At 37.1% G+C, this 25,265-nt stretch carries 21 protein-coding genes and 1 pseudogene; 6 read left to right on the top strand and 16 right to left on the bottom strand.

All coding sequences use genetic code 11. The annotated features are described in order from the left end of the window. Positions 1–39: 39 nt before the first annotated feature. The gene (locus ELS83_RS02205; protein WP_171593879.1) at positions 40–1,956 is read right to left on the bottom strand and encodes an alpha/beta hydrolase family protein; all 1,917 of its coding nucleotides are present in this window, start codon (positions 1,954–1,956) and stop codon (positions 40–42) included. A gap of 195 nt (positions 1,957–2,151) precedes the next feature. On the opposite strand from ELS83_RS02205, the gene ELS83_RS02210 reads away from it, so the two are divergent. After that, positions 2,152–3,396: a 6-phosphofructokinase gene (locus tag ELS83_RS02210; protein ID WP_216616324.1), complete on the top strand. Its 1,245-nt coding sequence runs from the start codon at positions 2,152–2,154 to the stop codon at positions 3,394–3,396. 145 nt (positions 3,397–3,541) lie between these two features. Here the strand turns inward: ELS83_RS02210 and ELS83_RS02215 are convergent, their stop codons facing one another. Then, positions 3,542–4,492, bottom strand: a complete 951-nt coding sequence (locus ELS83_RS02215) for a radical SAM protein (protein ID WP_249414393.1) — start codon at positions 4,490–4,492, stop codon at positions 3,542–3,544. Positions 4,493–4,675: 183 nt separating this feature from the next. Here ELS83_RS02215 and purU point away from each other — a divergent pair, with 183 nt between their 5' ends. After that, positions 4,676–5,539, top strand: a complete 864-nt coding sequence (purU, locus tag ELS83_RS02220; protein WP_171593880.1) for a formyltetrahydrofolate deformylase — start codon at positions 4,676–4,678, stop codon at positions 5,537–5,539. Positions 5,540–5,642: 103 nt separating this feature from the next. Here purU and ELS83_RS02225 read toward each other — a convergent pair whose 3' ends face one another. The 5 genes and pseudogenes from ELS83_RS02225 to ELS83_RS02245 form a co-directional block, all read right to left on the bottom strand. Then, positions 5,643–6,071, bottom strand: a complete 429-nt coding sequence (locus ELS83_RS02225) for a DUF3859 domain-containing protein (protein WP_171593881.1) — start codon at positions 6,069–6,071, stop codon at positions 5,643–5,645. Positions 6,072–6,154: 83 nt separating this feature from the next. Further along, a complete protein-coding gene (locus ELS83_RS02230) occupies positions 6,155–6,931 on the bottom strand; it encodes a ribonuclease H family protein (RefSeq protein ID WP_346728147.1) in 777 nt (258 codons plus the stop codon). 141 nt (positions 6,932–7,072) lie between these two features. Next, positions 7,073–7,912 carry a M13-type metalloendopeptidase gene (locus tag ELS83_RS22655; protein WP_430438936.1) on the bottom strand — a complete coding sequence of 280 codons (840 nt, stop codon included), beginning with the start codon at positions 7,910–7,912 and terminating at the stop codon, positions 7,073–7,075. Further along, positions 7,904–9,105, bottom strand: a pseudogene (locus ELS83_RS22660) (M13 family metallopeptidase); the annotation flags it as partial. The gene ELS83_RS22655 and the pseudogene ELS83_RS22660, both read right to left, overlap by 9 nt. A gap of 249 nt (positions 9,106–9,354) precedes the next feature. Next, the gene (locus ELS83_RS02245; RefSeq protein ID WP_171593885.1) at positions 9,355–11,736 is read right to left on the bottom strand and encodes a TonB-dependent receptor; all 2,382 of its coding nucleotides are present in this window, start codon (positions 11,734–11,736) and stop codon (positions 9,355–9,357) included. Between the two features lie 180 nt (positions 11,737–11,916). On the opposite strand from ELS83_RS02245, the gene mnmA reads away from it, so the two are divergent. Both mnmA and ELS83_RS02255 read left to right on the top strand, forming a co-directional pair. After that, on the top strand, positions 11,917–13,017 hold the full coding sequence (gene mnmA, locus ELS83_RS02250; protein WP_171593886.1) for a tRNA 2-thiouridine(34) synthase MnmA: 1,101 nt from the start codon (positions 11,917–11,919) through the stop codon (positions 13,015–13,017). Between the two features lie 61 nt (positions 13,018–13,078). Continuing rightward, complete coding sequence (locus ELS83_RS02255; RefSeq protein ID WP_171593887.1) at positions 13,079–13,321, top strand: DUF3820 family protein; 243 nt, start codon at positions 13,079–13,081, stop codon at positions 13,319–13,321. Positions 13,322–13,339: 18 nt separating this feature from the next. On the opposite strand, the gene modC is transcribed toward ELS83_RS02255, so the two are convergent. From modC to modA, 3 genes are read right to left on the bottom strand one after another with little or no spacing between them, the layout of a single operon-like run. Further along, a complete protein-coding gene (gene modC / locus ELS83_RS02260; RefSeq protein WP_171593888.1) occupies positions 13,340–14,434 on the bottom strand; it encodes a molybdenum ABC transporter ATP-binding protein in 1,095 nt (364 codons plus the stop codon). 16 nt (positions 14,435–14,450) lie between these two features. Next, a complete protein-coding gene (gene modB, locus ELS83_RS02265) occupies positions 14,451–15,146 on the bottom strand; it encodes a molybdate ABC transporter permease subunit (RefSeq protein WP_171593889.1) in 696 nt (231 codons plus the stop codon). 4 nt (positions 15,147–15,150) lie between these two features. Then, the gene (modA, locus tag ELS83_RS02270) at positions 15,151–15,909 is read right to left on the bottom strand and encodes a molybdate ABC transporter substrate-binding protein (protein ID WP_171593890.1); all 759 of its coding nucleotides are present in this window, start codon (positions 15,907–15,909) and stop codon (positions 15,151–15,153) included. Positions 15,910–16,096: 187 nt separating this feature from the next. Between modA and ELS83_RS02275 the strand changes: the two genes are divergently transcribed. Beyond that, the gene (locus ELS83_RS02275) at positions 16,097–16,771 is read left to right on the top strand and encodes a Crp/Fnr family transcriptional regulator (RefSeq protein WP_171593891.1); all 675 of its coding nucleotides are present in this window, start codon (positions 16,097–16,099) and stop codon (positions 16,769–16,771) included. On the opposite strand, the gene ELS83_RS02280 is transcribed toward ELS83_RS02275, so the two are convergent. Further along, complete coding sequence (locus ELS83_RS02280) at positions 16,723–17,430, bottom strand: ferric reductase-like transmembrane domain-containing protein (RefSeq protein WP_171593892.1); 708 nt, start codon at positions 17,428–17,430, stop codon at positions 16,723–16,725. The two genes, ELS83_RS02275 and ELS83_RS02280, sit on opposite strands and share 49 nt — an antisense overlap. A gap of 128 nt (positions 17,431–17,558) precedes the next feature. Next, the gene (locus ELS83_RS02285; protein WP_171593893.1) at positions 17,559–18,263 is read right to left on the bottom strand and encodes a Crp/Fnr family transcriptional regulator; all 705 of its coding nucleotides are present in this window, start codon (positions 18,261–18,263) and stop codon (positions 17,559–17,561) included. A gap of 127 nt (positions 18,264–18,390) precedes the next feature. Here ELS83_RS02285 and ELS83_RS02290 point away from each other — a divergent pair, with 127 nt between their 5' ends. After that, a complete protein-coding gene (locus tag ELS83_RS02290) occupies positions 18,391–18,603 on the top strand; it encodes a hypothetical protein (protein WP_171593894.1) in 213 nt (70 codons plus the stop codon). A gap of 89 nt (positions 18,604–18,692) precedes the next feature. On the opposite strand, the gene ELS83_RS02295 is transcribed toward ELS83_RS02290, so the two are convergent. The 4 genes from ELS83_RS02295 to ELS83_RS02310 all read right to left on the bottom strand — a co-directional run bounded on the left by ELS83_RS02295 (position 18,693) and on the right by ELS83_RS02310 (position 25,109). Continuing rightward, entirely contained in the window at positions 18,693–19,310 is a 618-nt protein-coding gene (locus ELS83_RS02295; RefSeq protein WP_171593895.1) for a tRNA (guanine-N1)-methyltransferase, read from the bottom strand. A 99-nt stretch (positions 19,311–19,409) separates the two neighbouring features. After that, complete coding sequence (locus ELS83_RS02300) at positions 19,410–21,959, bottom strand: phosphoenolpyruvate carboxylase (protein WP_171593896.1); 2,550 nt, start codon at positions 21,957–21,959, stop codon at positions 19,410–19,412. 97 nt (positions 21,960–22,056) lie between these two features. After that, the gene (locus tag ELS83_RS02305) at positions 22,057–22,878 is read right to left on the bottom strand and encodes an endonuclease/exonuclease/phosphatase family protein (RefSeq protein WP_216616326.1); all 822 of its coding nucleotides are present in this window, start codon (positions 22,876–22,878) and stop codon (positions 22,057–22,059) included. Between the two features lie 47 nt (positions 22,879–22,925). Beyond that, on the bottom strand, positions 22,926–25,109 hold the full coding sequence (locus tag ELS83_RS02310; protein WP_171593897.1) for a GH92 family glycosyl hydrolase: 2,184 nt from the start codon (positions 25,107–25,109) through the stop codon (positions 22,926–22,928). Positions 25,110–25,265 lie beyond the last annotated feature (156 nt).

Here is a 25,265-nt window from a genome sequence, read left to right on the forward strand (position 1 = left end):
AAAAAAGGGAAACCGTTTGGTTTCCCTTTTTCTTTTTTATTATTTCGATTCCTTCTTTTCCATCAGGTATTTATCAAGGAAGGTAACAATCTGACCATATCCTTTGATCTCATTTTCCTTTTTCAGGAAGCCATGTCCTTCATCGGGGAATACAATGTATTCAACTGGAACATTGTTTTTCTTCACCGCTTCAACAATTTCATCCGATTCAACCTGAAGCACTCGTACGTCGTTTGCTCCTTGCAGAACCATTAATGGCTTAGTAACCTTATCAGCAAAAAACAGAGGCGATTTGTTATACAGGGCCACAGAATCTGCCGTGAAAGGATCGCCCATTTCGGCATATAAAGCTTTACGGAACGATTCCCAGTATGGAGGAATTGACTTTAGCGTACGCAACCAATTGGTTACTCCAAAAATATTAACACCAACCTTAAATTCTTCCGGAGCATAAGTTAAGGCTGCCATGGTCATGTAACCACCATACGATCCTCCAATAATTCCAATTTTATCAGCATCAACAACGCCAGTATTGATTAGGAATTTCTTTGCCCAAATGCAATCTTTCAAATCAACATCTCCATGTTTTTTATCATCCATTGCATAGAATTTTTTACCATATCCGCTACTTCCACGATTATTAACAGCCAAAACAGCATAGCCCTGGTTCACCATGTATTGAATCAGCGAAAAATAACCTACTCTTGATTGTCCACCTGGTCCACCATGTACCCAAACCAAAGCAGGAACTTTATGGTCTGCACTGGCAACTTTGGGTTGATAATAGATGGCAGGGATTTGCAAGCCATCGAAGGATTCATATCGAATTACTTCTGCTTCAACCAAATTGTTTGGATCAATCTCAGGGTTTAAAGTGTTGGTTAACTTTTTAGCTTCTTTATCGCCCATATCAAATACATAAATATTATTTGGCGATACGGATGTACCAACTACCAATCGTCCGCGTTGCTCATCTCTGGTTAATCGAATCGATTTGATATCTCCTCCAGAAATTTCAGGCAACTTCACCTCTTTTCCCGAAGCAATATCGAAAACTTTGATGTTGGTTTTACCATCCTCGTTAATTCCAATAACACGATAGGTTTCGTTAAAGCTATGGTATGCATACCAAACATCCCAGTTTGTTTTGTATACCAAGCTCTTTTCTCCCGTTTTTATATCGTATTTGTTTAGGTATACGAAATCCGAATCCTCGTTACACAGATAATACAAATAGTTGTTATCCAAGCTGAAAAACTGAGGATCGTAGGTAGCATCGCCAAAATGTTCCGAAATGTGAGTTCTCTTGCCAGTTCTTCGGTCGTACAAATACATTTCATTATTTGTGGTAGTAATACTCTGTGTTAATGCTAAATATCTGTTATTTGAACTTTTAGCTGCAACATCGAAACCATCGCGATTTGTATACAATAATTTGGCGTTTGCTTTGCCATCCATTACCGATTCAACACTAAGTTGATACAAATCCATGAATTTTGCATCTCGTTTGTTACATTGGTAATAAAATGATTTTTCGTCGCGATCCCAGCCCCAGAAACTTGCCCTGGCATTTTCGAATGGAGTAAGGTCAGTAATGTTACCTTCTTCATCTCTCATGTAAATATGGCTGTTCTCATTTCCACCCTGGTCCGCTGAAAATAAAACCTTATCGCTATTTGGGAAGTACGATATGGCAAAGTAAGATTCCTTGTCGGAAGAGGTGAGTTGCTTTTGCGGAGATCCGTCTACAGGAATTTCGAAAAGATTGTAAATTCCCGTTTCATTGCTACTTACCAATAATTTCGATTTATCAGAAGAAAATGATCCTCCGCTTACATTCACATTTTTGTAAAATTGTTCGATACTGTAAGAAGGTATCGATACTTTCTCTTTGGCTGGCTCACATGCAATAAGAGCAAGAACAAAGACCAATAAAGTCAGATAATTACGTGTCATAACTATTTTAATGAAGATTAAAAATACTTTTGATTCAAGTATCGAGAATGGTGTCCGGACATAAATTTATAACAATGAATTGGCTTTACAAAATATTTTTAATAAGGTCCAAACTTGAGCCATTCATTAATATATTAGGCTCTGTAAACTGTCTAATCAATTCAAAAGCTATATATTTGCCGAATCTTTATAAAAATGATATTTGATACTAAAGTAGATATGAAAGATTCTGTTGTTATTTTGTGTGGTGGAGGTCCTGCTCCGGGAATTAATACTGTGATTAGCAGTGTTGGTAAAGTATTCTTAAGAAATGGTTATCGAGTAATCGGTTTACATGAAGGTTACAAAGGATTATTCTCTGAAGATCGTAAGATGGAAGAACTTGATTTTGTGACTCTTGACGCAATTTTCACCAAAGGTGGTTCTCACCTGAAAATGAGCCGATTTAAACCAAAAGATAGTGACTTTTCTACCAAATTCTTCGTAGATAACAATGTAAAACTTTTGGTAACAGTAGGTGGAGACGACACCGCTTCTACTGCAAACAGAATTAGCAAATATCTGGCAGAAAATAATGTAAGCATTTCAAATATTCACGTACCTAAAACCATCGATAACGATCTTCCATTGCCAGAAGGAAGTCCAACATTTGGATTCCATTCTGCCAAAGATGAAGGTGTAAAGATTGCCACTACCGTGTACGAAGATGCAAGAACATCTCAAAACTGGTTCGTATTGGCAGCGATGGGACGTGAAGCTGGTCACCTTGCATTCGGCATTGGTGCGGCATGTCATTTCCCAATGATCATTATTCCAGAAATGTTCAACAAAACTGCAATTTCGGCAGAGAAAATTGCCCAATTGGTAATTTCATCTATCGTTAAACGTAGAATTCTAGGTTTAAACTATGGTGCTGCTGTAATTAGTGAAGGTGTTTTCCACTTTATGAGCGATGAAGAAATTGAAAGTACAGGAGTTAACTTTACTTACGATGCTCACGGTCACCCTGAATTGTTCAATGTAAGTAAGTCTCATGTTTTCAACATGTTGATACAGCGCAAAATGAAATCTTACGGATTAAATATCGGTACACGCCCTGTTGAATTGGGATTCGGATTGCGTTGTTGTCGCCCGATTGGATTTGACTTGAGCCTTTGTACTCTTCTTGGCGATGGAGTATACAGCCTGTTTAAGCAAGGTCATTCGAAATGTATGGTAACTGTCGATCCAAAAGGTGATGTTTCTCCTCTTTTCCTAAAAGATGTAGAAGATGAAAATGGAAAAGTAAAACCTCGTTTGGTAGATGTGAACTGTCAGAAGGTTCAATCGGTTGTAAATTACAATCTTCACTACCTGACAGAAGAAGATGTAGAAGCAGCTAAGGAGTATCTTCCTGATGCAGAAAATTACATTTTCAAGAAGATTCTGAATTGGGAATAATAATAATGAATAATTATTAATGAGTAATTAATAATTGAAAGCATATAAAAAGGCAGTTGTGGTAAATCAACTGCCTTTTTTATTTATTTTCTCTCCATCATTAACCATTAAAAATAGTTCTGAGCAGATTTAAAGACTTATTCAATTATTGTTCCCGTATCTGGTAAAAAACACCTCTCTCCTGCTGCACTTTTTCAAATCCTTTCAGACTGGCAAGATTGTCAAGGCAACGAGTAACTTCCTCTTCGCACATACCAAGCATACTTATTAAATCCTCCACTGTACAGGGTCTTCTTGAAATGGTTTCCTTAATTGCTGTTTCGGTATCCGATCTAAATTGGTTTTGTTTTGTTTGTTTCGCTTTCGCGATAATTCTTACATTATCCAACTGCCAGAAATCCATAACAGCTTGCAATTCCTCTTGTGTTGCACCACGTAGCTTTGCAATGGTTCCTGGACGATCCAGCGTATTTAGCTGAACGATATCTGGTTTAATCTGTTGAATGGTTTTCTTTAAAGCCTCTAGTTCCTCTTTCTGATCATTATAAGCTGGTAAAATGAACACCTCTAACCAGATCTTGCCTTTAAATTCTTGTGCAAAATCAATCATTCCCTGTATGTAGGATTCGAAATTGATCTGCTTATGCGGACGGTTAATTTTCCTGAAAACGGGTTCTGTTGCCGCATCCAGTGATGGCAGTACCAAGTCGGCCTGACCTAAGGCGGCTCTCACTTTTTGATCATGTAAAAGTGTTCCATTGGTGATGATACAAACCGGAATATTTGCCTCATTCTGTTTCACGAATGCTATGATCTCTTCCAAATTGGCATTTAATGTTGGCTCGCCCGAGGCCGTAATGGTCACATAATCCGGTGCCTGATTGTTCTCCAGGTAGTGACTCAACTCTTCTTTTATTTTATCAGCCTCTATATAATCTTCCCGATCGATTGATAAAGTGGTGGTTTTGCCAACTTCGCAATACACACAATCAATCGAACACACTTTTTTTGGCACCAAATCAACTCCAAGCGACATGCCCAGGCGTCGCGATGGAATTGGGCCAAACAAATATTTATACATTCTCTTCTCAGTCATTTCAAAAAATACTTGCAGTTCGTTTCAACCGCTAAATTACTTAGCAAACCTAATGAATTATCTTATGATTTTCTCTCTTTCGCTAAAATTTCTATTTTTGCATCACACACCTATCAAATTCTAACGGACAATTCGTTAATTTTAAGTAAAAACCATCGGTTGTATCCGATTAAATACACGAATATGTCTGAAAATAATGTAAATGCTTATTTACTTTTAACTTGTCCCGACCAGAATGGGATTGTAGCTAAAATCACCCAGTTTATTTACCAAAGTGGAGGCAATATTATTGCCCTGGACGAACACGTAAACCAAAATCAGGAATTCTTTTCATTTCGTGTAGTTTGGAACATGAAAAACTCCAGCATTCCGGCTTCGGAATTGCATGCTGCATTCGAACCCTTGGCTCGTGAATTTAATGCTCATTGGAGAATTGAGTTTTCGGGGCAAAAACAGCGCGTGGCAATTTTTGTATCGAAATACGATCACTGTTTACAGGAAATATTATGGCGACATAACATGAATGAATATGAAATCGATATTCCTTTGATTATTTCTAATCATCCAGATCTACAGCACATCGCCGATGCTCACAATATTCCATATCATGTATTCCCAATCAGTAAAGAAAACAAATTGGAACAGGAAGCAAAAGAGATTGCTTTGCTGAAGGAACATGATATTGATTTAATTGTTCTGGCCCGCTACATGCAGGTATTGTCGCCAGGCTTTATCAAAGAATATCGGAATAAAATCATCAATATTCACCACTCTTTCCTTCCGGGATTTGTGGGTGGAAATCCATACAAGCAGGCCTACGAACGTGGTGTTAAAATGATTGGAGCAACCAGCCATTTCGTTACCGAAGATTTAGATGAAGGACCAATTATTGAACAAGATATCATGCGTATCACTCATAAGGATACCATTCCTGATTTAATCCGTAAAGGAAGAGATTTGGAACGTATTGTACTTGCGCGGGCTTTAAGCTACAAAGCGGAGCATCGAATTATTGTAGATGGCAGTCGTACCATTGTTTTTGGTTAGTTCATTAAAAAAAAATACCAAGGGTATCACTTCAAGTGATGCCCTTTTTCATATGCATATCAAGAAAACATTGATTCTTTGATCTATTGAATTAAGACTTCATTTAAAACTTTTCCAGGCTAAAAGTCTTACTACACATCACTTTACCATCATAGAGAATTTCAAATATCCATTCGCCCAATTGCATTTCCCAATCAAATTCAATGGTGTAGAAATCAAAACCCAACTCATCGCTAAAGCAGTCCTTTTCCTCGCTTGTTTCCACAAATACTTCTTTGTTTCCCGGGTTGGTCAATTTCGGGTGTCTGATTCGACAAATGAAATCAACTAACTCCGATTCTTTCGATTCCGTTTCAAATTCATAACTGATTCCAAAGCTCATTCCTAGCTTTGGATAGATCACATCAGTTTGCTGAAGAAACTCCATATCATCCGAATGCAAGAAATATCCTGTTGCACTTTCTGGTACAATATCCTTTTTTGTTTCTCCAATTGCTCTGCAAATTCCGTAATTGACAATATTTATTTTCATGATAATCTTTTAAACCAATAAGCTACTCATCCTAACAGATTGAGCGAATCTACCTTTCTTAATTTGCATGCAAATATGAGGTTTTATTTTTGGCTATTGGCCGATTTTCGAGCCAATTGATGGCAAAACGCCTGTTTGTTATTATCGGAGTTTCCCTTAATCCATTTTAATTCGATTAATTTATTTTCACAAAGTTCATCGATAAGTTTCCAGTATTGTACAAACTTCACTTCGTTACCATAGGCAGTTTGCCAATTGTTATGCTTCCAAAAATGAATCCATTGAACCACTCCTCTTATCACAAAACGGCTGTCGGTATTCACCTGAATTTTAGTCTGATTTCCAACACGTTTTAGTCCTTCAATAACTGCTAACAGTTCCATTAAATTACTGCTGCCATCTTTATACGATTCATAATAGATTTCCTGAATTCCTGTTGTCGATTCTATAAAACCAGCATACCCCGACTGATTCAACTCTGCCGAATGAGAACCATCGGCATAGATTTTATGAATACCGCGTAATCCTGATTGACTTGTCGTGATTTCTAATTTTCCAGCAAGTCTATCCACTCTAATGTAGCGATTGAATTCAAGTCTGTTTAGAAAGTTAAATCCATCAATAAAAACGCAGCTAATCGATTGGCCTATATTCAATTTCCCTTTTATGGATGTTCTGATTACCTTTTCGAACTGTAGTTTTAGCTTACAAATCATTTTTGACAAACTTGTATCTTCCAAACAGACAATCGTTCTCTCTTCGGGAAAATAACTTAATTGAATTTCCTCGTGTCCATCAGAAAGTAAGCACTCTATTTTAAGTGCGCTTTTTGATTGAATCAGCAATATGACCTTAATCACTTTCAATTTGAAATCGGATTTTCTTCAATTTACGCCATTGTAGCCAAATCATTCAATCTTATTGTCAATTCTTACACCAAAGCACAAAAAAACCGCCTCAAAACTGAGGCGGCTCATATCTTTTCAACAAATCTTAGCAATCTACCAGATTACAGCTCTTTGTTCTTCGCTGCGATACAATGGATCTGTTTCTGAAATTTCAAATGCTTCATAGAACTCAGGAATATTAAATAAACCACCGTTTACACGATATTTACCTGGTGAGTGAACATCTTCCTTGATCAGTTTTCTTAGGTATTTATCACGCGTATTACCTCTCCATACTTTTGAATAAGCAAGGAAGAAACGCTGCATGTTTGTGAAACCATCAATATCTTCAGGCTGCTCTCCATTTAAAGCCATTTTATATGCTTCTAATGCAACTGTCAATCCACCGTAATCAGCAATATTTTCACCTAAAGTTAGTTTTCCATCAACATGAAGATCTTCGAAAGCATAAAATCCGTTGAATTGCTCAACCAACTTCTCAGCTCTTGCATTAAATTTCTCCGTATCTTCTGGTGTCCACCAGTCTCTCATGTTTCCATCCTTGTCGAATCTACGACCAGAATCATCAAAACCGTGAGTCATTTCATGACCAATTACAACACCAATAGCTCCGTAGTTTACTGCATCATCACCATCAAGGTAGAAGAAAGGAGGCTGAAGAATTGCAGCTGGGAAAACCACTTCGTTCAATAATGGGTGATAGTATGCATTTACAGTTTGTGGAGTCATGCTCCATTTTTCCAAATCAACTGGCTGACCTAATTTAGCAATGTTTTTAGCATCCTGGAATCTTGCAGCTCTCCACAAGTTTTGGATGTAAGAATCAGTAGAAACTTCAAGCTTCGAGTAATCTTCCCATTTGCTAGGATAACCAATTTTCACACCAAAAGAATTTAGTTTGGCCAAAGCTTCCACTCTTGTTTCATCGCTCATCCACTCTAGTTTTTCAATTCTTCCGCGCAAAGCAACTTTCAAGTTTTCAACCAACTTGTCCATTCTCTCCTTAGCTTCTGGTGGGAAATATTTTTCAACGTATAACTGTCCAACAGCTTCGCCTAAAACATTACCTGTTGTTTTCGACATACGTCTCCAACGTGGTTGTTGCTCAGTAGCTCCTGTTAAAACAGTTCCGTAAAAAGCAAAATTCTGATTTTCCAAATCGGTTCCAACTGCACCTGCTGCATCGTCTAAAACTTTCCATTTCAGGTACAATTTGATGTCTTCCATTTTCTCATCAACCAACATTTGGTTCAATTCAGCCATATATCTTGGATGAGTAGTAATTACATACTCTTTGATATTTGCTCCTCTTTCTTCGAAATAAGTTGCCCAATCGAAGTTAGGATATTCCGACATCAATGTTTCAACCGGCTTAGGATTGTACATTGCTGGGTAGTTTCTGTTCTCAAGACGAGTATTAAACTTAGCAGCCATTCGAATTTCATGATTCTCTCAGCATTTTTGGCTGCATCATCAGCATTTTCGCCGATTAATTCGAACATCTTAGCAACGTGTTTTACAAATTCTTTACGGATATTCAGGTTGGTTTCATTATCAACTACGTAATAATCACGATCTGATAAAGAAAGACCCGACTCAGATAAATACATACGATTTACCTCGGTATTTTTCATATCCTGTTCAACTCCTGCACTAAACAAAGCACTAATTCCCAATTGGTGTAGGTGTACCAACTCTTTACGAAGATCTGTTGCATTCTTAAGATTGGCAATTCTTTCAAATTCTGGCAACAATGGAGCGATACCTACTTCATCAATTTTTTTGGTATCCATTGCAGTAGCATAAAAATCCTGAATCTTCTTCAAGTTACTTCCCTCTTCTGCATTTTCAGCTTTTGCAGCATCTTCCAATAAATTGTGAACTGCTTCGTTGGCTTTTTCTCCAAGAATATCGAAAGCTCCGTAGCGACTTCGGTCTGCAGGAATTGGAGTATTTTTCATCCAGGTTCCATTCGCATATTCAAAGAAATCCTCACCTGGTTTAACAGACAAGTTCATGTCTTCTTTTTTGATCACGCCAGCACCTTTTTGTGCCTGCTGTGAACATGCAACTGTAATAGCAAGAGCGGCACCAAGACCTATTGCTCCCCATTTCAATTTTTTCATGTTTGTTATTATTTATGATTAGGTTTAATTATTAGAATCTACAAGTTGCCGAATTTATAAAAAAAGCGAACAAAACACTCATTTTTTCGATAAGCAGAACAAATCTCGGGATAAGTCACACTGCCTATCTTAAGTAAAAATGCCAAAACGTTATTTAGCTGTAATTATGAATTTGTTATTTACCTGTTCAAACCGCAAAACTCTTACATTCTGCATTGATCAGAAAAAAGCAAAGACTTCAGGAAATGCTTATTTCTGATTGTCGAAATTATAGGTCAACTTCAACATTACATATGGTTTGTTTCTATAGTGATCCTCGAAAATAAAATTATCGCCCTTGGTTGTGCTCTTGTATTTAATACTATTGAATACATTGTTTACAGATAGTAAAATCTGCCACTGATCATCCTTAATGGATTTCTTTAAGGCCATATTTGAAAAAATATAAGCTTCTCGTTCCGATTGTGCCGTAACATGAGGGCTTTTATATTTCACATCCCATTTAAAAGTAAAGTTCTTAGGCAAAGTAATGATATTATTCAGCCTTGTATCAAGTTTAAACTGTTCCTCTTTTGTATTCTGATTCTCATAATCTACATCCAATCGGTAATGATACATGCTGGTTGACAAATTCATATTCCACCAGGAGCACAAATCCACTCCACCCATTAATTCAAAGCCTATACTCAATGAGTTGCCAATATTATCTTGGGAAGAAACACTCACGTTTTCAGATTCCAATCGATAATAATCCTGTATTACATCAGAGGATTCATGAGCAAACAACTCAAATCCGATAAAATCTTTATTCCATGATTTCTTATAATTCAATTCATATGAATTTGAATAAGAAGGCTTTAAATTTGCATTTCCTTCTACGTAAGAGTAGCTATCTTCGTAAGTCCTAAAAGGAGCCAATGGCCAATAGTTCGGCCTCCTAATTCTACGAGAAAAACTGGCTCCAATTTGATGCTCATCGGTAAAATTGTATAACAAATGAGCGCTTGGAAAAAAATCCCAAAAATCCTTGCTAGATGGTTGTTTTATTCTTTCTCCCTGTTGATTGGTATATTCATAATCCGATTGTCGGTCAGTCCATTCCACTCGAGCCCCCAATTTATATTCAAACTTCCCAAATTCACTCTTAAATGTAGCGAATCCAGCATAAATATCTCTTTTGTAAACCACCACCTGGTCTATTGGATCGTTTGGAATAGGCATAAACACATCATTCGAATCGTATGATCCATTCACGACTGTCATATTTGGAATATGATCCGTGTCTACCTGTCCTCCTATTTCAAAAGAGGAGTTTTCACTCAATTTATTTGAGTAACACAGTTTCAGGCTTACAAAAGTTTCATTGTTTTCGGTATCTTTTGAACCTATTCTTTCAACCCTATCGGCATATGTTTTTGTATCAATCGCTTCTCCGATATACTTATGCAAGTAGGTGGAATAATCGGCATAAAAACTCAACAAATGATTTCTGTTTTTGGTAAAACTGTGCTCGTATTCCAAAGTTGCTCCCAGGTATTGATAATCGCTCCTGTTGCGATTCTTCAAATCGTATTCTTGATAATCGATTTCATTTCCTTCCTGTAAGGTTTTTTCCTCAAAATGACCGTTCGCATCGTGATCATTACCAAGTAAAAGTGGGTTTACATTAATATTAAAATCTATACAGTCTTTGTCTGTGAGGTCATAATTAAAACCAAACTCTACATATCCATTGGTTCCAGATTGTTTTCGATCTAATTGGTAATCAACCAAGAATTGCTTGCCCTCATAATTATTGACCTTGCTCCCATTTATTACTACATCTCTCCAATAATTTTTACTAGCATTTCCATTAATGTACCATCCCCCCTTTTCGGATTGTTTATCAATTGATAATGAAAAGCGTTTTGTATCGTTGGTAGAAAATTGAGCACTTGAAGTAATTGCATATCCCTCCAAACGATTCTTCTTCAAGATTATTTGAATAATACCCGCCGTTCCTTCGGCATCATATTTCGCTGATGGATTTGTAATTACCTCAATTTTATCAATTTTTGAGGCATCTAATTGCTGCATTTTTTCCACCCCATTTCTTACTGGATGTCCATTAATAAACACTTTAAAAGTCCCATCTCCTCGATAGGTTAATTCTCCTTCAAAACTAACTTCCAATGATGGTACATTCTCCAAAAGATCTAAAGCCACACTTGCTTCAGGAAAACTGGAAGCATTAATCACTTTTCGATCCACCTTATAGCTTACCGGAGATTTAATTGCTTTAACAGTTACCTCATTTAAATTTTCATTTAATACTTTTAGTTTCAGATCTCCAAGCTTTCTTGTTCCCTTGTACACATCCACATCCTTAAACTCAACTGATTGGTAGCCAATAAAGCTTATCATCAAATTGTATTTCCCCTTCTTTATTTTTTCTATTTCAAACACTCCTTCATCATTCGTAATTGCTCCCAATAAAATGGTCGAATCACTTAATGAAGTTAAAATAGCATTGGCATAAGGAAGTGGATTTGAATTCTGTTCATCAATTATTTTTCCAGTGATTTTACAGTTTTGGGCATGGACATTTTGTAATAACAGAAGGAAAACGATTATTAAAATCTTGTGTTTCATTTCAATTCTTTTGAGTTAATGAATTTTAGAGATTGCAATCCTTACTCGTTGTCTATTTCTTATCTTTTTCTGATATTTGGCAAAACTTTGACCGAATATTTTATGTAATATTAAAGACAAGACGAACAGGTGTTTGAAAAGTTACAGGTCAAATTTTAAAAACATAATTACATTCACAATATGAGTGATGCAGATAAGGCAAGAGGAAGAGTGATTTTAGGAATGAGTGGAGGAACCGATTCTTCGGTTACTGCCATGATGCTAAAAGACAAGGGGTACGAGGTAATTGGAGTCTCTCTATGGTTTTATACCAATGAGCATTCATATGATGAAAATGATGCTTATCCTGATTTTATTCGTGATGCTCAGAAACTTGCCGAAAGACTTGGATTAGAACATCATGTTATTGATGCCCGTAAAGCCTTTCGCGATAGCATTATCCAATTCTTTTTGGATGAATATTTGGCGGGTCGTACACCGAGTCCGTGCATACAGTGTAATCCAAATTTAAAATGGAAACTTTTACTCAAAAAGGCTGATGAACTAAATTGCAAGCACATTGCAACTGGTCATTACATTAACATCGAAAAGGAAAATGATCTGTTCTATATCCGCAAAGGAAAAGATCCTGCTAAAGATCAATCTTATTTTCTCTGGAATTTGAAACAGGATATTCTGTCGAGAACCTTAACGCCTTTGGGAAAATATACAAAAGCCAAAGTGCGCGAAATTGCCAAATCATACGGCTTTGAGGAAGTAGCTCATAAAAAGGAGAGTATGGGTGTTTGCTTTATGGATCGTAAGGATTATCGCGATTTTCTCCAGGAAATGATTCCTGATTTGAATGAGAAAATTGGCAAGGGTAAAGTCTTTAATATTCAAGGAGAAGAAATTGGCACACACGATGGCTATCCGTATTACACGGTTGGCCAGAAACGTGGAATTGAACTGAAAGAGAAATCGGGATTAATGGTGAGTAAAATTGACCCGAAAAACAATAGGCTCATCCTGGAAAAGAAGGCGGATCTTAACAAGCTTCAACTTCGAATATCTGGCTATTACTTCCACAATATTGAGGATATCCAACAAGAAAAAATTACAACTGTAGTAAGAGGTCTGGGACTAAATCCGGAAGGCTATTCAAAAATTTCAATCTTAAACGACAGCGAACTTTTGGTTGATCTTGAGCATCCTGCCTGGGCAATGGCTCCTGGCCAACCAGTTGCATTTTACATCGACGACAAGCTCATTGGAGGCGGCTTTGCCGAATACAACGATTAGCTAAAAATTGAATTTGTACAGACGCAAGGGCTTATATTATATACAACAACAACTAACATAAATGACTGACGAAATCAACAAAGCAGAACTTAACGAAGAGTTAATTAAACTGATACAAATGCGCATGCCTTTTGGCAAATACAAAGGCAGATACCTGATTGATTTGCCGGAGCCTTATTTGGTTTGGTTTCGTGAAAAAGGCTTTCCTCCAGGAAAATTGGGAGAAATGTTAGCATCTATGTACGAAATCAAACTAAACGGATTGGAAGGAATGCTGCGTCCGCTATGTAAAAAATATCAGTAAAAAAACCTTGAATAAATTTTAGGTATTCACCTGCAAAGCCATCGATTTAAACAGGCAATACACCTCGCTGCCTGTTTCCAGCTTCATTTTTTGTTGAGATGCCTGGGTAATAGAAACGATAAGCAGAAAACCAACATCTACCAAACAGTAAATTCGATTCTCTTTTTTGATAATTTTGCTGACCTTACCCTTTAACTGATTACGAATAGATATATCTTTTATTTCTTGTAGGGTTATCGCTATATCTTCAGGTCGTAGTGAAACATTCAGCTCATCGCCTGCATTACAAGAATCGTTAATTAGTTCACGTTCTACATGGATTTCATGGCTGGCGTCACGGTTCATCAAATGGGTCAATCCATTCTCTACATCATGCGATTCAACTTTAAAAGGAATCACATTCATTAAACCTGCTCCTCGCATCATATCCAGCGATTTTTCAGATTGAATCAGGTCGAAGTAATTCCCATGCCCTTCTACTCTTCCATTTCTTAAGAGAAACAACTCCTGGGTAAGACTTAACAAATCAGGTAAGTCATGACTAACCACCAACATAGGTATACCCAGTTTTTTATTAATTTTTATCAGGTATGGAATAATTTGTCGGCGCAAAGCCACATCCAAGGATGAAAATGGCTCATCCATTAAAAGTAATTTGGGTGCGCTTAACAAAGCTCGGCCAATAGCCACTCTTTGCCTTTCTCCACCCGATAAATTCTTTGGCCTTTTCTCCAGCAAATCCCGAATCTCCAATAGCTCTACAAGTTCTTCAAACTCTATGAGTTGCTTAGCTTGGTGCGTATACGAACTTCCAAATAACAGGTTTTTTCGAACCGTCATATGTGGAAATAGACGGCCTTCCTGAAACACATATCCTATTTGTCGTTTCCTGGTTTTAACATGCACCTGTTTCGAAGTGTCCAAAACAACTTCATTGTCAATGGTAATATATCCATGATCTGGATTTTCCAATCCTGAAATAACATGCATTAAGGTAGATTTTCCTGAACCCGATGGACCGTATATTCCTGTGATTCCATTGATAAAATCAACTTCCAAATCGAGAGTAAAATTTCCCTTTTGAGTTTTTAATTTGGCCCTTAGTGCATGCATATTTAAACGATATTCTTTATTTACGATGATGAAGTTTTTTGACTAAAAATTCTGAAAAAGACATGGCTACAAATGAGAAAATCACTGCAACCATCAACAATCGAAATGCTGCAGATTCATGACCAGGAATCTGAATCTCATTAAATAAAGCCAAAGGTATGGTTTGGCTTTCGCCTGATATGTTTCCTGCAAAAATTATGGTTGCACCAAACTCTCCTAATGATCGGGCAAAAGCCAATACAAAACCACTAATAATTCCGGGTAATGCCAAAGGCAAAGTTACACGTACAAATGTTTGCAGCGAATTGGCTCCAAGTGTTTTGGCAGCCTCTTCGTAAGCCGGATCTACCATTTCGATAGATAAACGGATGGCACGAATCGCAAGCGGAAACGAAACAACCATAGAAGCAATTACTGCTGCGTAAAAACTAAATGCCAGTTTCAGTCCAAACCAGTCGTTTAGGTATTTTCCCAACACACCATTTGTTCCTAAAAGCAATAGAAGAATAAATCCTGTTGCAACAGGTGGTAAAACCAATGGCAGGTTCAAAAAACCTTCCACAACAGATTTACCGCGGAAATTCTTTCGTGCAAGCCACCAGGCAATCATAAGCGATGGAGGCAATATGAGTACTGCACACCATATGGCGACTTTGAATGATAATCCGATAGCCAGTAGCTCCTCTTCACTAAAATTAAGCAGTTCACTCATTCTATTAAGGTTTAAAACCGTTTTTATTCCAAATCTGTTTGGCCTCTATAGATTGAAGATACAATAAAAATTGATCTAAGCTTTCAGATTTCGATTTGCTTGCAGCGCCCATATAGTGTATTGAATCGCATGCATGGTAAGGAAATGTATAAACAATATTTACTTTGACTGATTTTTTAGCATCTGTTTGGTACACAATTCCCATTTCCGCTTCGCCCAATTCCACCATAAGCAATGCATCTCTAACATTTTTAGCTGGTAATATTCTATTCCCCAGCTCTTCGTCCCATTCGTAATAGTCTATGGCCTGCATGGCATACTTACCTGCAGGTACATGTTTGGGATCACCAATGGATAATCGACCTGAGAACAGAGATGGAAATTGCATCAAGAACTCATTTTCTGATATCGCTCTTTGATCAGTGAATGGAACAATGGCTACCAATTGATTTGATGCCAAATTACGAATGGAATGTTTATTTACGAGTGACAAACTATCCACATATTTCATCCAATTTTGATTGGCTGAAATGTAGTAGTCAAAAAGAGCACCACTTTCAATTTGCCTGGCTAATATCCCAGACGATGCAATATTTAATTTCACTTTAATGCCACTGCTACGTTCAAAATCATGAGCCAGTTCTCGCGCCACATTGGTAACACTCGAAGCCGCAAAAATGCTAATCTGATTTTTCTTTTCCTGCCTATTCGAACAGGAAATCATGAAAAGAACAAAAAGAGAAAGTAGTGTAATTCTATTCATAAAGCATAATTGTGAAGACCTGAAAATACTAATTTTTAAGCAAAGGCAATGCTTCTGCACTTATTTGACATCTGAAAAGAATATTCATAAAATGAATTAACAAATTTTTATGACAGCTTATTTTGAATCAGTTTAGATAAATTTCGTATCTTCATAAGTGCTGATTAATCCACCAAATCAACGAGTTATGCAAGACAGGATACTTTGGTATTTCGAAAATTTCAATTTCTTAGGTTCTCTTTCCATATTGGAGAAAATGGATTTAAGAAAGAGGGTAAAAATGTTGGAAGCCACAAAAAATCAAACCATCTATTTACCAAATGATGAAGCCAATTCGGTTTACTTCCTCAAGAAAGGAAAAGTAAAAATCTCATCCTTTTCGGATGATGGTAAGGAGCTTATTTATGCCATTCTTGGTCCGGGAGAAATATTTGGAGAGTTAGCCATTACAGGACAGAGCAAACGTGAACAAATTGCTGCAACAACCGAATATGCCGAAATTTGCTATGTAAACATTCAGGATTTCGAACATTTCCTGGCTTCTCATCCCCGCCTTAGTTTAAAGGTCACCAAACTTATCGGTTTTCGTCTGAAAAAAGTGCGTAGCAGATTGGAACGAATGTGGTTTAAATCGGCTCCGGAAAGGGTAAAATGCCTATTGCTCGATTTAATTGAAGAACATGGGGTAAAAATTGGAGACGAAAGAGAAATCAGATTAAATCTTACACATCAGGATATTGCCAGTTTGGCTGCCACTACCCGCCAAACGGTAACAACCACACTAAATGAATTGGAACGCGAAGGTGTAATTACCTACGACAGACGTCGCATTTTGGTGAGAAAACCAACAGCTTTAAACTGATGCTGTAGAATCAGTTTTAATTTTTTAGATTCAAAAAACTGACGGACTGGGCCAAATCTCACGATCATTCCAAGGGCAAATAAACTGGTATATAACTCCCAGCCTTTGTTTAATAATACTACATGAGCTATGGTTAAGACAGCTGCAAAGTATACCAATCGATGCAATGTTTTCCAGTGCTTTTTTAAGAGTTTCATCGATCTACGATTTGATGTGATACACAAGGCAAAGATGATCACGGCTGAAATGGCCGATAAAATCAATGGCAAGTCAGAAAATACTGCAAAAAACCCTTCGTGATACATGAAAAAGAAGGCATGTAGAAATACGTAAACACCACAAGAAATCCCCATAGCCTGCCTAACAAATAAATTACTTTTGGTTCCAAAAACAATTTTGAATGGAGTAATCAGTAATACTGCAATAAGCCAGCGAATTGCCCATTCACCGGTTTGCTCTATGGCCAGTTCTATTCCCGGAAGAATATCTCTACCGGTTTGCAGCGCCATTTTTTCCGATAATTCGACATCATCAAAAAGAAGCATATCAAATTCGGGATATTCAAAGTTGAAACTGATTAATGAAAATATTTTAAATAAAGGAGTTAAAGCCACACAACACACCAATAGCCACGCCCAGTTTTTTCTAATAAATGCCATAATTATTCCTATTAATCCTAAAATTGACAGAATACATGTCAATTTATTTAGAACAGTTCAAAATTGGAAAATTAAGCTGAGGATGTAAATACCTACATGTTGGTATTTTGTGTGGGTAAGAATTACAACTAACCTACTCTACTAATATTTTGCAGACGTTCCATATCTAAAATTTGAATATTTCTACCATCTACAGAAATGATCTTGTCTTGCTCGAAACCCGTAATTTGTTTGGAAACACTCTCACGACTTGTTCCAATCATATGAGCTATTTCTTTTCTGCTTAATGGCAATTCAAATTCTTCTTTTCCAAAAATTACTTTAGAAAAGTACAACAGGGCATCGGCCACCTTACCATATATTTTCTTTTGGTGCTGATCGATAAAGCGATGGTAATTGTTTAGACTATCGTTGCAAACCGAGGAAAGAATTTCGTATCCAAACAATCCATTTTCTTTAATAAATTGTGAGAAAACCAACAATTCGATAAAGCAAACACGAACCGGTGTAATGGCTGCATAGGAATAATGATTATTGGTATCGCTGAATATGGAGTGCAGGCCAAGGTAGGAATGTGGTTTCACCACCTGCAGAATATGCTCATCTTGTAAACCATTTTTACCATATTCTTTTACCAAGCCTTCTCGTAGGTATACAATATGAGAAGTTCTTGAACCTTCAGCCAGGATAATATCTCCCTTATCAAATTTTACTTCATTGCAGCTTTTACTGAGTAGTTCCAATTCTTGATCCGAAAGTGTTTGAGAAGCACAAGACCTGTCATCGCACATCTGACAGTTGGTAAAAATTTTATAGTCGGGCTGGTGTAACATGATTGTGTGAAATATATCACAAAGATAAGATAAAACAATCACATAGCTCCTTTAAAAGATACATAATAAGCTGTTGTAACTTTGTAATAGTGTTAACGATTAAGTAGTGTGTAGAAAATTATTAAAAATGAAAAAACTGTTGTTCACAGCATCTCTTTTAGCCTGTATTCTGTTTTTAGATTACCTGGTATTAATTGCCCTTGGTTGTTCTGCTTTTACATGTGGAGCTAAGGATGGTTTTTATTGCGGTTTTTACTGCAAGTTTGCAATAGGTTTAGTTTTTACTTCAATTATTGGGGGTATTTATTGTGTTAAGAAACTTATGCATCATGTAGTATAAACAAACTGGGTAATTACAAAACACTTTATACAAAACGAGGCTGCACCTAATGGTGTACAGCCTCGTTTTTTCTATTTTTTAAATCCCTTTTACAATCCAAGATTTTTATTTTTGATCACCTCGTCCTGAAGTCGGCGAGCCAATTTTTGTTCACGTACCAAAGCATTCTTTCTATGGGTATCAAATTCTTCTCTTACCTCTTCTAAAGTCTGTTTGGTTTCAACTGTTACCACATTGCTTCTTTTGAACAACATAAAACAAACTCCAGCTACAGCCAATGAACCGATAATCAAAATCCACATCAAAGTGTTATAGGATGATTTTGTCATTTCCATTCCCAAAAACTTCATGCTGTCTTTCATGCGAACGGTTTCATCCAATTGCTTTTTCAGATTTTCAATTTCAGTATTTAAACCAGAAATTTCTCCTTCTTGTTGATCTAATTTGCTCTCAGAACTTTTAAGTGTCGATTTTAAAAGCTTTAGCGTATCCTGAACATTCGATTGATATTTATTTAGCATGTCGACCTTTATTACCTCATGACCTTGCCAATTGCTCGATTTTTTTGTCATAAAATTAAATTGGCTATCAATGGTTCCATGATCTAATGAAGGCTTAACTTCTTGCTTGACAGGTTCTGTTTCCTGAGCGGAAAGTGTCAGCGAAAATAAAAATATCAAACAGTAAGTAAGAATTGATTTGTGCATGTTCTTTGGGTTTCTATTATTATTTAAGTTTTAATTACATATGAAACGATCCGCAAGTCTCAAAATTGCCATTTGTTCATGTTTTCTTAAACTTTTTTCTTAGGCTGAATTACGACTTGCATTTATGTTTCCATAAAGAGATCGGATGACCAACTTCTGCAATATACTGTATTTTGTAGCGTTTGTTTCATTATTTCGCTCCAATTCTCGAATTTTTATCAATGCATACTGTTGAATTGTAATTAGTGGAAGTACCATCTCTTCTCTCAAATTTATCGAATCTTTTAAGAATAAAGCAGTTTGCATTAATTCATCCTGATCGGATACTTTCAGCAACATTTCTATACTTAATTCATATTCGTCGTGAATCCAGGTCCAAAAATCACCAAACTCCTCATCTTTCTTCATGTATTCCGTCAACTTAAAGTAGGATTTACAGATGGATTGCATACTGTTTGCCACCAAAGTTTTAAAAAAGAGTGAGCTTTGGTAAAGTTTCTTACAATCGTCGAACAAGCCTTCTTCCTCAAGTTTCTTTAGGGATGAACCCACGCCAAAAAATCCGGGTACATTTTGCTTCATTTGGCTCCATGCTCCAACAAATGGAATGGCACGCAAATCTTCAAAATTCAATTTTTCCGACTGTTTTCTCTTTCCTGGTCGACTCCCGATATTTGCCTTACCGTAATATTTCAGAGCACTCATTTTTTCGAGGTATGGCACAAATTTATCCGAAGATTTAAATCTTTGGTATTCTGCCAAACTGTATTCCGAAAGTTTTTCCATCACCACACGATCGGTGTCTGAAAGTAACTTATCAGGATCGTCGAATAGACTATTTTCAAGTACAGCCGATAATAACCTTTCCTGGTAGAATCTCGCAGAATCGTGAGTTCCAAATTTCGAACTAATGGTTTGCCCTTGTATGGTCACCTGTATTTCACGATTTTCGATGGTATTTCCTAATGATGAGTAGAACTTGTGCGTATTCCCACCTCCTCGCGCCGGAGGTCCTCCACGACCGTCGAAGAAGGCCACTGTAATTCCCATCTCACGTGAAAGCCTGGTAATATTTTCTTTTGCTTTGTAGATATTCCAGTTGGCAGAGAAATAACCACCATCTTTGGTTCCGTCTGAGAATCCCAGCATAATGGTTTGCTTCTTACCTCTGAACTCTAGATGCTTGGCATACTGCTCATTTTCATATAACTTACGCATGGTAATGGCAGCTTTCTCCAAATCGTCAATGGTTTCGAAAAGAGGAATAATATCCAATGGGATTTCGCCTTGCCAAGCACACATTTTCGCCATGGCAAATACTCTTGCTACATCATCCTCGCCTCTACAGTTGCTAATAATAATTCGATTACAAGCCTTTTCGCCATTTCTGTGCTGAATTTCTTTTATTGTTCCAAACAAGCTTAGGGTATCTTTTACCACCTCATCGTCCGATTGGAACATGGAAACAGGTGTACTCAAATTGGTGAGTTCTTCAAAATTCAAATTGCCGGTTTGATCTTTTAATTCGGGCGCTGTAGAGCAAAGAACATCAAAAGCATTTTTAATGATTCTACTATCCTGTCGGATATCGATTCCTGCAAAATGAGTTCCGAACAACAATACTTTGTTTCTGAATTCGTGTAATAAGTCTACAAAGAATCCATCATGTTCGTCTATCAATTGCTTTTCGATTACTGAAAGAGAACTGAGAATCTCTTCCTGCTGAATTCTGGATGCAGTATCTTCTCCATTCACCGCCTGAAGAATCCGCTCCTCGAGAGCGATAAGTTTTTCGTACACTCCCTTAAAACTTAACCTTCTTCTTAATTTCCTGATATCAGTATGATAATTAGCCAGCAAAATACTTCTCAATCTATCAGCTACAGCAATAGTTGTATCAACCTTTACAAAGGGATTACCATCGCGATCGCCACCAGGCCAAAAACCAAAAGTTAAAACATTCCCAGCTTGTTCTTCCGGATTGCTTACTTCTTTTAATAAATCGCCATAAAGTTCCGATGCCGACTGATAAAAGATATTTTCGAGATACCAACTTAAGCTCTTCGCTTCATCGTAAGGTGTTGGTCTTTCTTTTTTAAAGAATGGTGTTTTTCCCAACTGGGTAAGTAGCATTTTAATTTCCAGCAGGTCATTTTTCTGAATTGCATCAATTAAATCATTGATGATCGCAAGAACCGTGCTCGGATAAAATTGTGTTGGGTGAGCCGTTAAAACAATACGAACCGCCAAATTCTTCAATGCTTCTCCTATTTTCTCTTTTCTTTCCTCACTGTCCAGCCTACTCTTAATCGACTCAATTTTTCCGACTCTCCTTGCATCGTGCAGGTCTAAAAAAGCTGCATCTTCCAAAGCATCCAGCAACACTACCTGGCGCTCGATGTAACTAATTACCCGAAACATGAAATCCAATTGTTCATCTTCTGATGTAAAATTGGTCTGTTTTTCGAAAAAATGATCTAAAATTTCAACAGGAGATTTTCCTTTTTCCAAGCCCTTCCGGCATTCATCTTTCATTAGTGGAATGAGAATACCTGTTCCATGTATACCATCTAAGGGAAGTGTCAGAAAAATACTGTTGTACAATTTGTACTTTAATTCTACTTCGTTCTGAAATGTTTCTGATTGCATAGCCTCTGTATTAAATAATCCCCCTTTTGTTAATTTACGAGTCAAGATAACAAAAAGTGCGATTTGCACTAAAGGATCCAATCAGAAACTTGAGAAATTATTTTTTGATTTCAATCAGAACTGGCAAATGATCTGATGGGAATCGCCCATTAAACTTGTCATCTATAATCCGATAGCTTTTCACTTTCGTGGATTGATCAACAAAAATATAATCGATTCTATCCCTTACTGGTTCTGCATGTTTAAAAGCATTAAAGGTTCCCATATCCTGAATCTTATTAATTTGAAGGTGAGCATCCAACATCTTACTGCTTAAAAACTGTATGGCTTCACTCTCTGGTTTCAGGTTTAGATCACCCATTAGGATTACAGGCAATTTCTTTTGATTGAGCTCTTCAACTTTTTGTAATATCAATTTTGAGCTTTCGTACTGAGCCTTTTTTCCCACATGATCGAAATGTGCATTAAAAACAAAAAACTGCTTTCCTGATTTCTTGTTTTCGAACAAAGCATAGGTGCAGATTCTTTCCAAAACAGCATCCCAGCCAACTGAAATCTGATTTGGTGTGGTCGACAGCCAAAATGTTGATTGTTTAACCACCTTGTATTTATCATGATCATAAAAGATCGCGCAATACTCACCTTTGCTTTTTCCATCGTCTCTACCCACTCCAATGTATGAATAGCTATCCAGTTCATGATTCAAATATTCAAGTTGATGATGCAAACCTTCTTGTGTTCCGAAAATATCGGGTGAATAATTTACAATTAGCTTTTGAACTTGTTCTTTTCGCAATTCCCACTTGTTAATTCCATCTCCCGGATTATCGTAACGTAGGTTGTAGGTCATGAATTTTTGAGCATTCATGGAAAGCCCAAAAAACAATATCATTTGAAGTAAAATGATTCTTTTTTTCATCTTATATCTTATAAAAAAGGCTGTACAAATCTCACAGCCTTTCTAAATTATTTCCTTGATTTTAATACAAAAAGTAATTCCCCACCCTGCATAATCTGCTGATGCGTAATTGTCAATTGCTGATACTCCTTACCATTAAGCAATACCTTTTCAATATAATGGTTGTTTTTGCCTTGATTTTCTGTAGTAATGGTAAAGGTTTTTCCATTTGGCAAGTGCAAGACAGCTTTATCCAGCCATGGCGAAGTAATATCGTAAACCCCGTTTGCCGGATTTACTGGATACAATCCCATTGAAGAGAATACCATCCAGGCCGACATTTGTCCACAATCTTCATTTCCACAATAACCATCAGGTTTGGTCGTATATTGTGTGTTAATAATTCTTCGGACCATTTCCTGGGTTTTTTCTTCCTGATCGATATAATTGTAGAGGTAAGCAACATGGTGGCTTGGCTCATTTCCATGTGCATACTGGCCAATCATTCCTGTGCTGAAAATTGGCAGTTTATCATCTGCCGAAGGGTAATAGGTGAACATAGAATCCAACTTGGCAGAAAACTTTTCTTCGCCTACTGTTTTAATAAATTCAGGAACATCTTGTGGTACATACCAAAAATACTGCCATGCATTACTTTCGCAATAGTAGTTGGTGTATTCTTTGGGTACAAAAGGCGAAACAAAATTTCCTTTTGGATCTTTTGGTCTGAAGAAGGTCGATTTTGGATCATACAAATTCTTCCAGTTTTCTCCCCTTTTCAGGAAATATTCATAATCTTCCTGCTTGTTTAAAGCTTTCGCAAACTGGGCAATACACCAATCATCGTAAGCATATTCCAAAGTTTTTGAAACCGACCAGTTTTCACCTTCTTCATCGGTTGGAACATAGCCCAGGTGCATGTATTCATCAATTTGGCGGCCTTTTTCTTTAGCCGATTCCACACAAGACTGGTAGGCTTTTTCAACATCCATTTCAATTCCTTTGAAATAAGCATCAACAATTACTGGAACAGCATGGTAACCAATCATCATATTGGTTTCGTTACCAGCCATAGACCAAACCGGAAGTAAACCCGTCTCGTCATAATGAACCAGGAACGACTTGATAAAATCTTCCACTTTATCCGGGCATAAAATTGTATACAGTGGATGAGCTGCCCGGTAGGTATCCCATAAGGAGAATGTGTCGTAACGATCAAATCCTTCTGCCTTGTGATAGTTTCCATCTGCACCTTTGTGCATGCCATCAATGTCGCTTAGCAAACTAGGAGTCAGGTAGATATGATAAAGATTTGTATAAAACAACTCCTTCTGATATTCGCTGCCTTCAATTTCGATCTGCCCTAACAATTTTTCCCATTCCATATCGGCTTTGGCAACAGTTGCATCGAACTCCCATCCGCTCAATTCGGCCTGTAGGTTTTTCTTTGCTCCATCAACCGAAGCCGAAGATAAGGCCACTTTCACCAATACTTCCTCGCCTTCTTCACTCGCAAATGTGGCTACAAATTTGGTTTTAGGGCTGACTACTTCCTTTTTATTCGATTTTTCATCTGCTTCGAACAATTCTATCTTCTCGAATGGTCTGGAAAAATGAGCGGTAAAATAAACATGCTGATCTCTCGCCCATCCATTAGATTTTCGATATCCAGAAATGGTTGAATCATTTTCCACAATTATTTTGGTATCGTAAGGGTGATCCCAATTTAGTTTATAGCCCAGGTCAAGGATGATTTTTGAAGCCGAATCCTTCGGAAATGTATATCGGTGAAAACCGACGCGTTGTGTTGTGGTCAACTCTGCTGTGATACCCGAACTCAATAGCTCCACTTTGTAATAGCCTGGCGAGGCTTCTTCCTGGTCGTGGGAAAATTTAGAATACGGACGATAATCTCCTTCGGGAGTTAGACTCTCGGTAAATTTACTATTCATTGGCATTAGTAATAAATCGTACATGTCGCCAGCACCAGTTCCCGAAAGGTGTGTATGACTGAAACCCGCAATGGTTGAATCGGGCCAAAAATACCCTGCAATTCGATCCCATCCAGGCAAGCCATTGTCTGGACTTAGTTGCACCATTCCAAATGGCATCACTGCTCCAGGATAAGTATTTCCCGGTCCATCGGTTCCAACAAAAGTATTTACGTAATCGGTAAGTTTCCTGCTCTCTTTTTGTTCATTATTACACGCAAAGAGTCCAATCATTGCCAAACAGAAGGCTAATAATCTCATAATAAGTATAGTTTATCTTCCAAAGGGTAATTGGAAGATGTAAATAGTAAATTGGCTTTTGGAAATATGCATCAAATATAAATAAAAGCTGTGTTTTATCCTTGAAGGAAATTCAAAAAAGAGTAGGAATTATATCGAAAAATGAATTGCCTTTAC

Origin of the sequence: Marinifilum caeruleilacunae (genome assembly GCF_013141825.1) — a bacterium.
GTDB classification, from domain to species: Bacteria; Bacteroidota; Bacteroidia; order Bacteroidales; family Marinifilaceae; genus Marinifilum; species Marinifilum caeruleilacunae.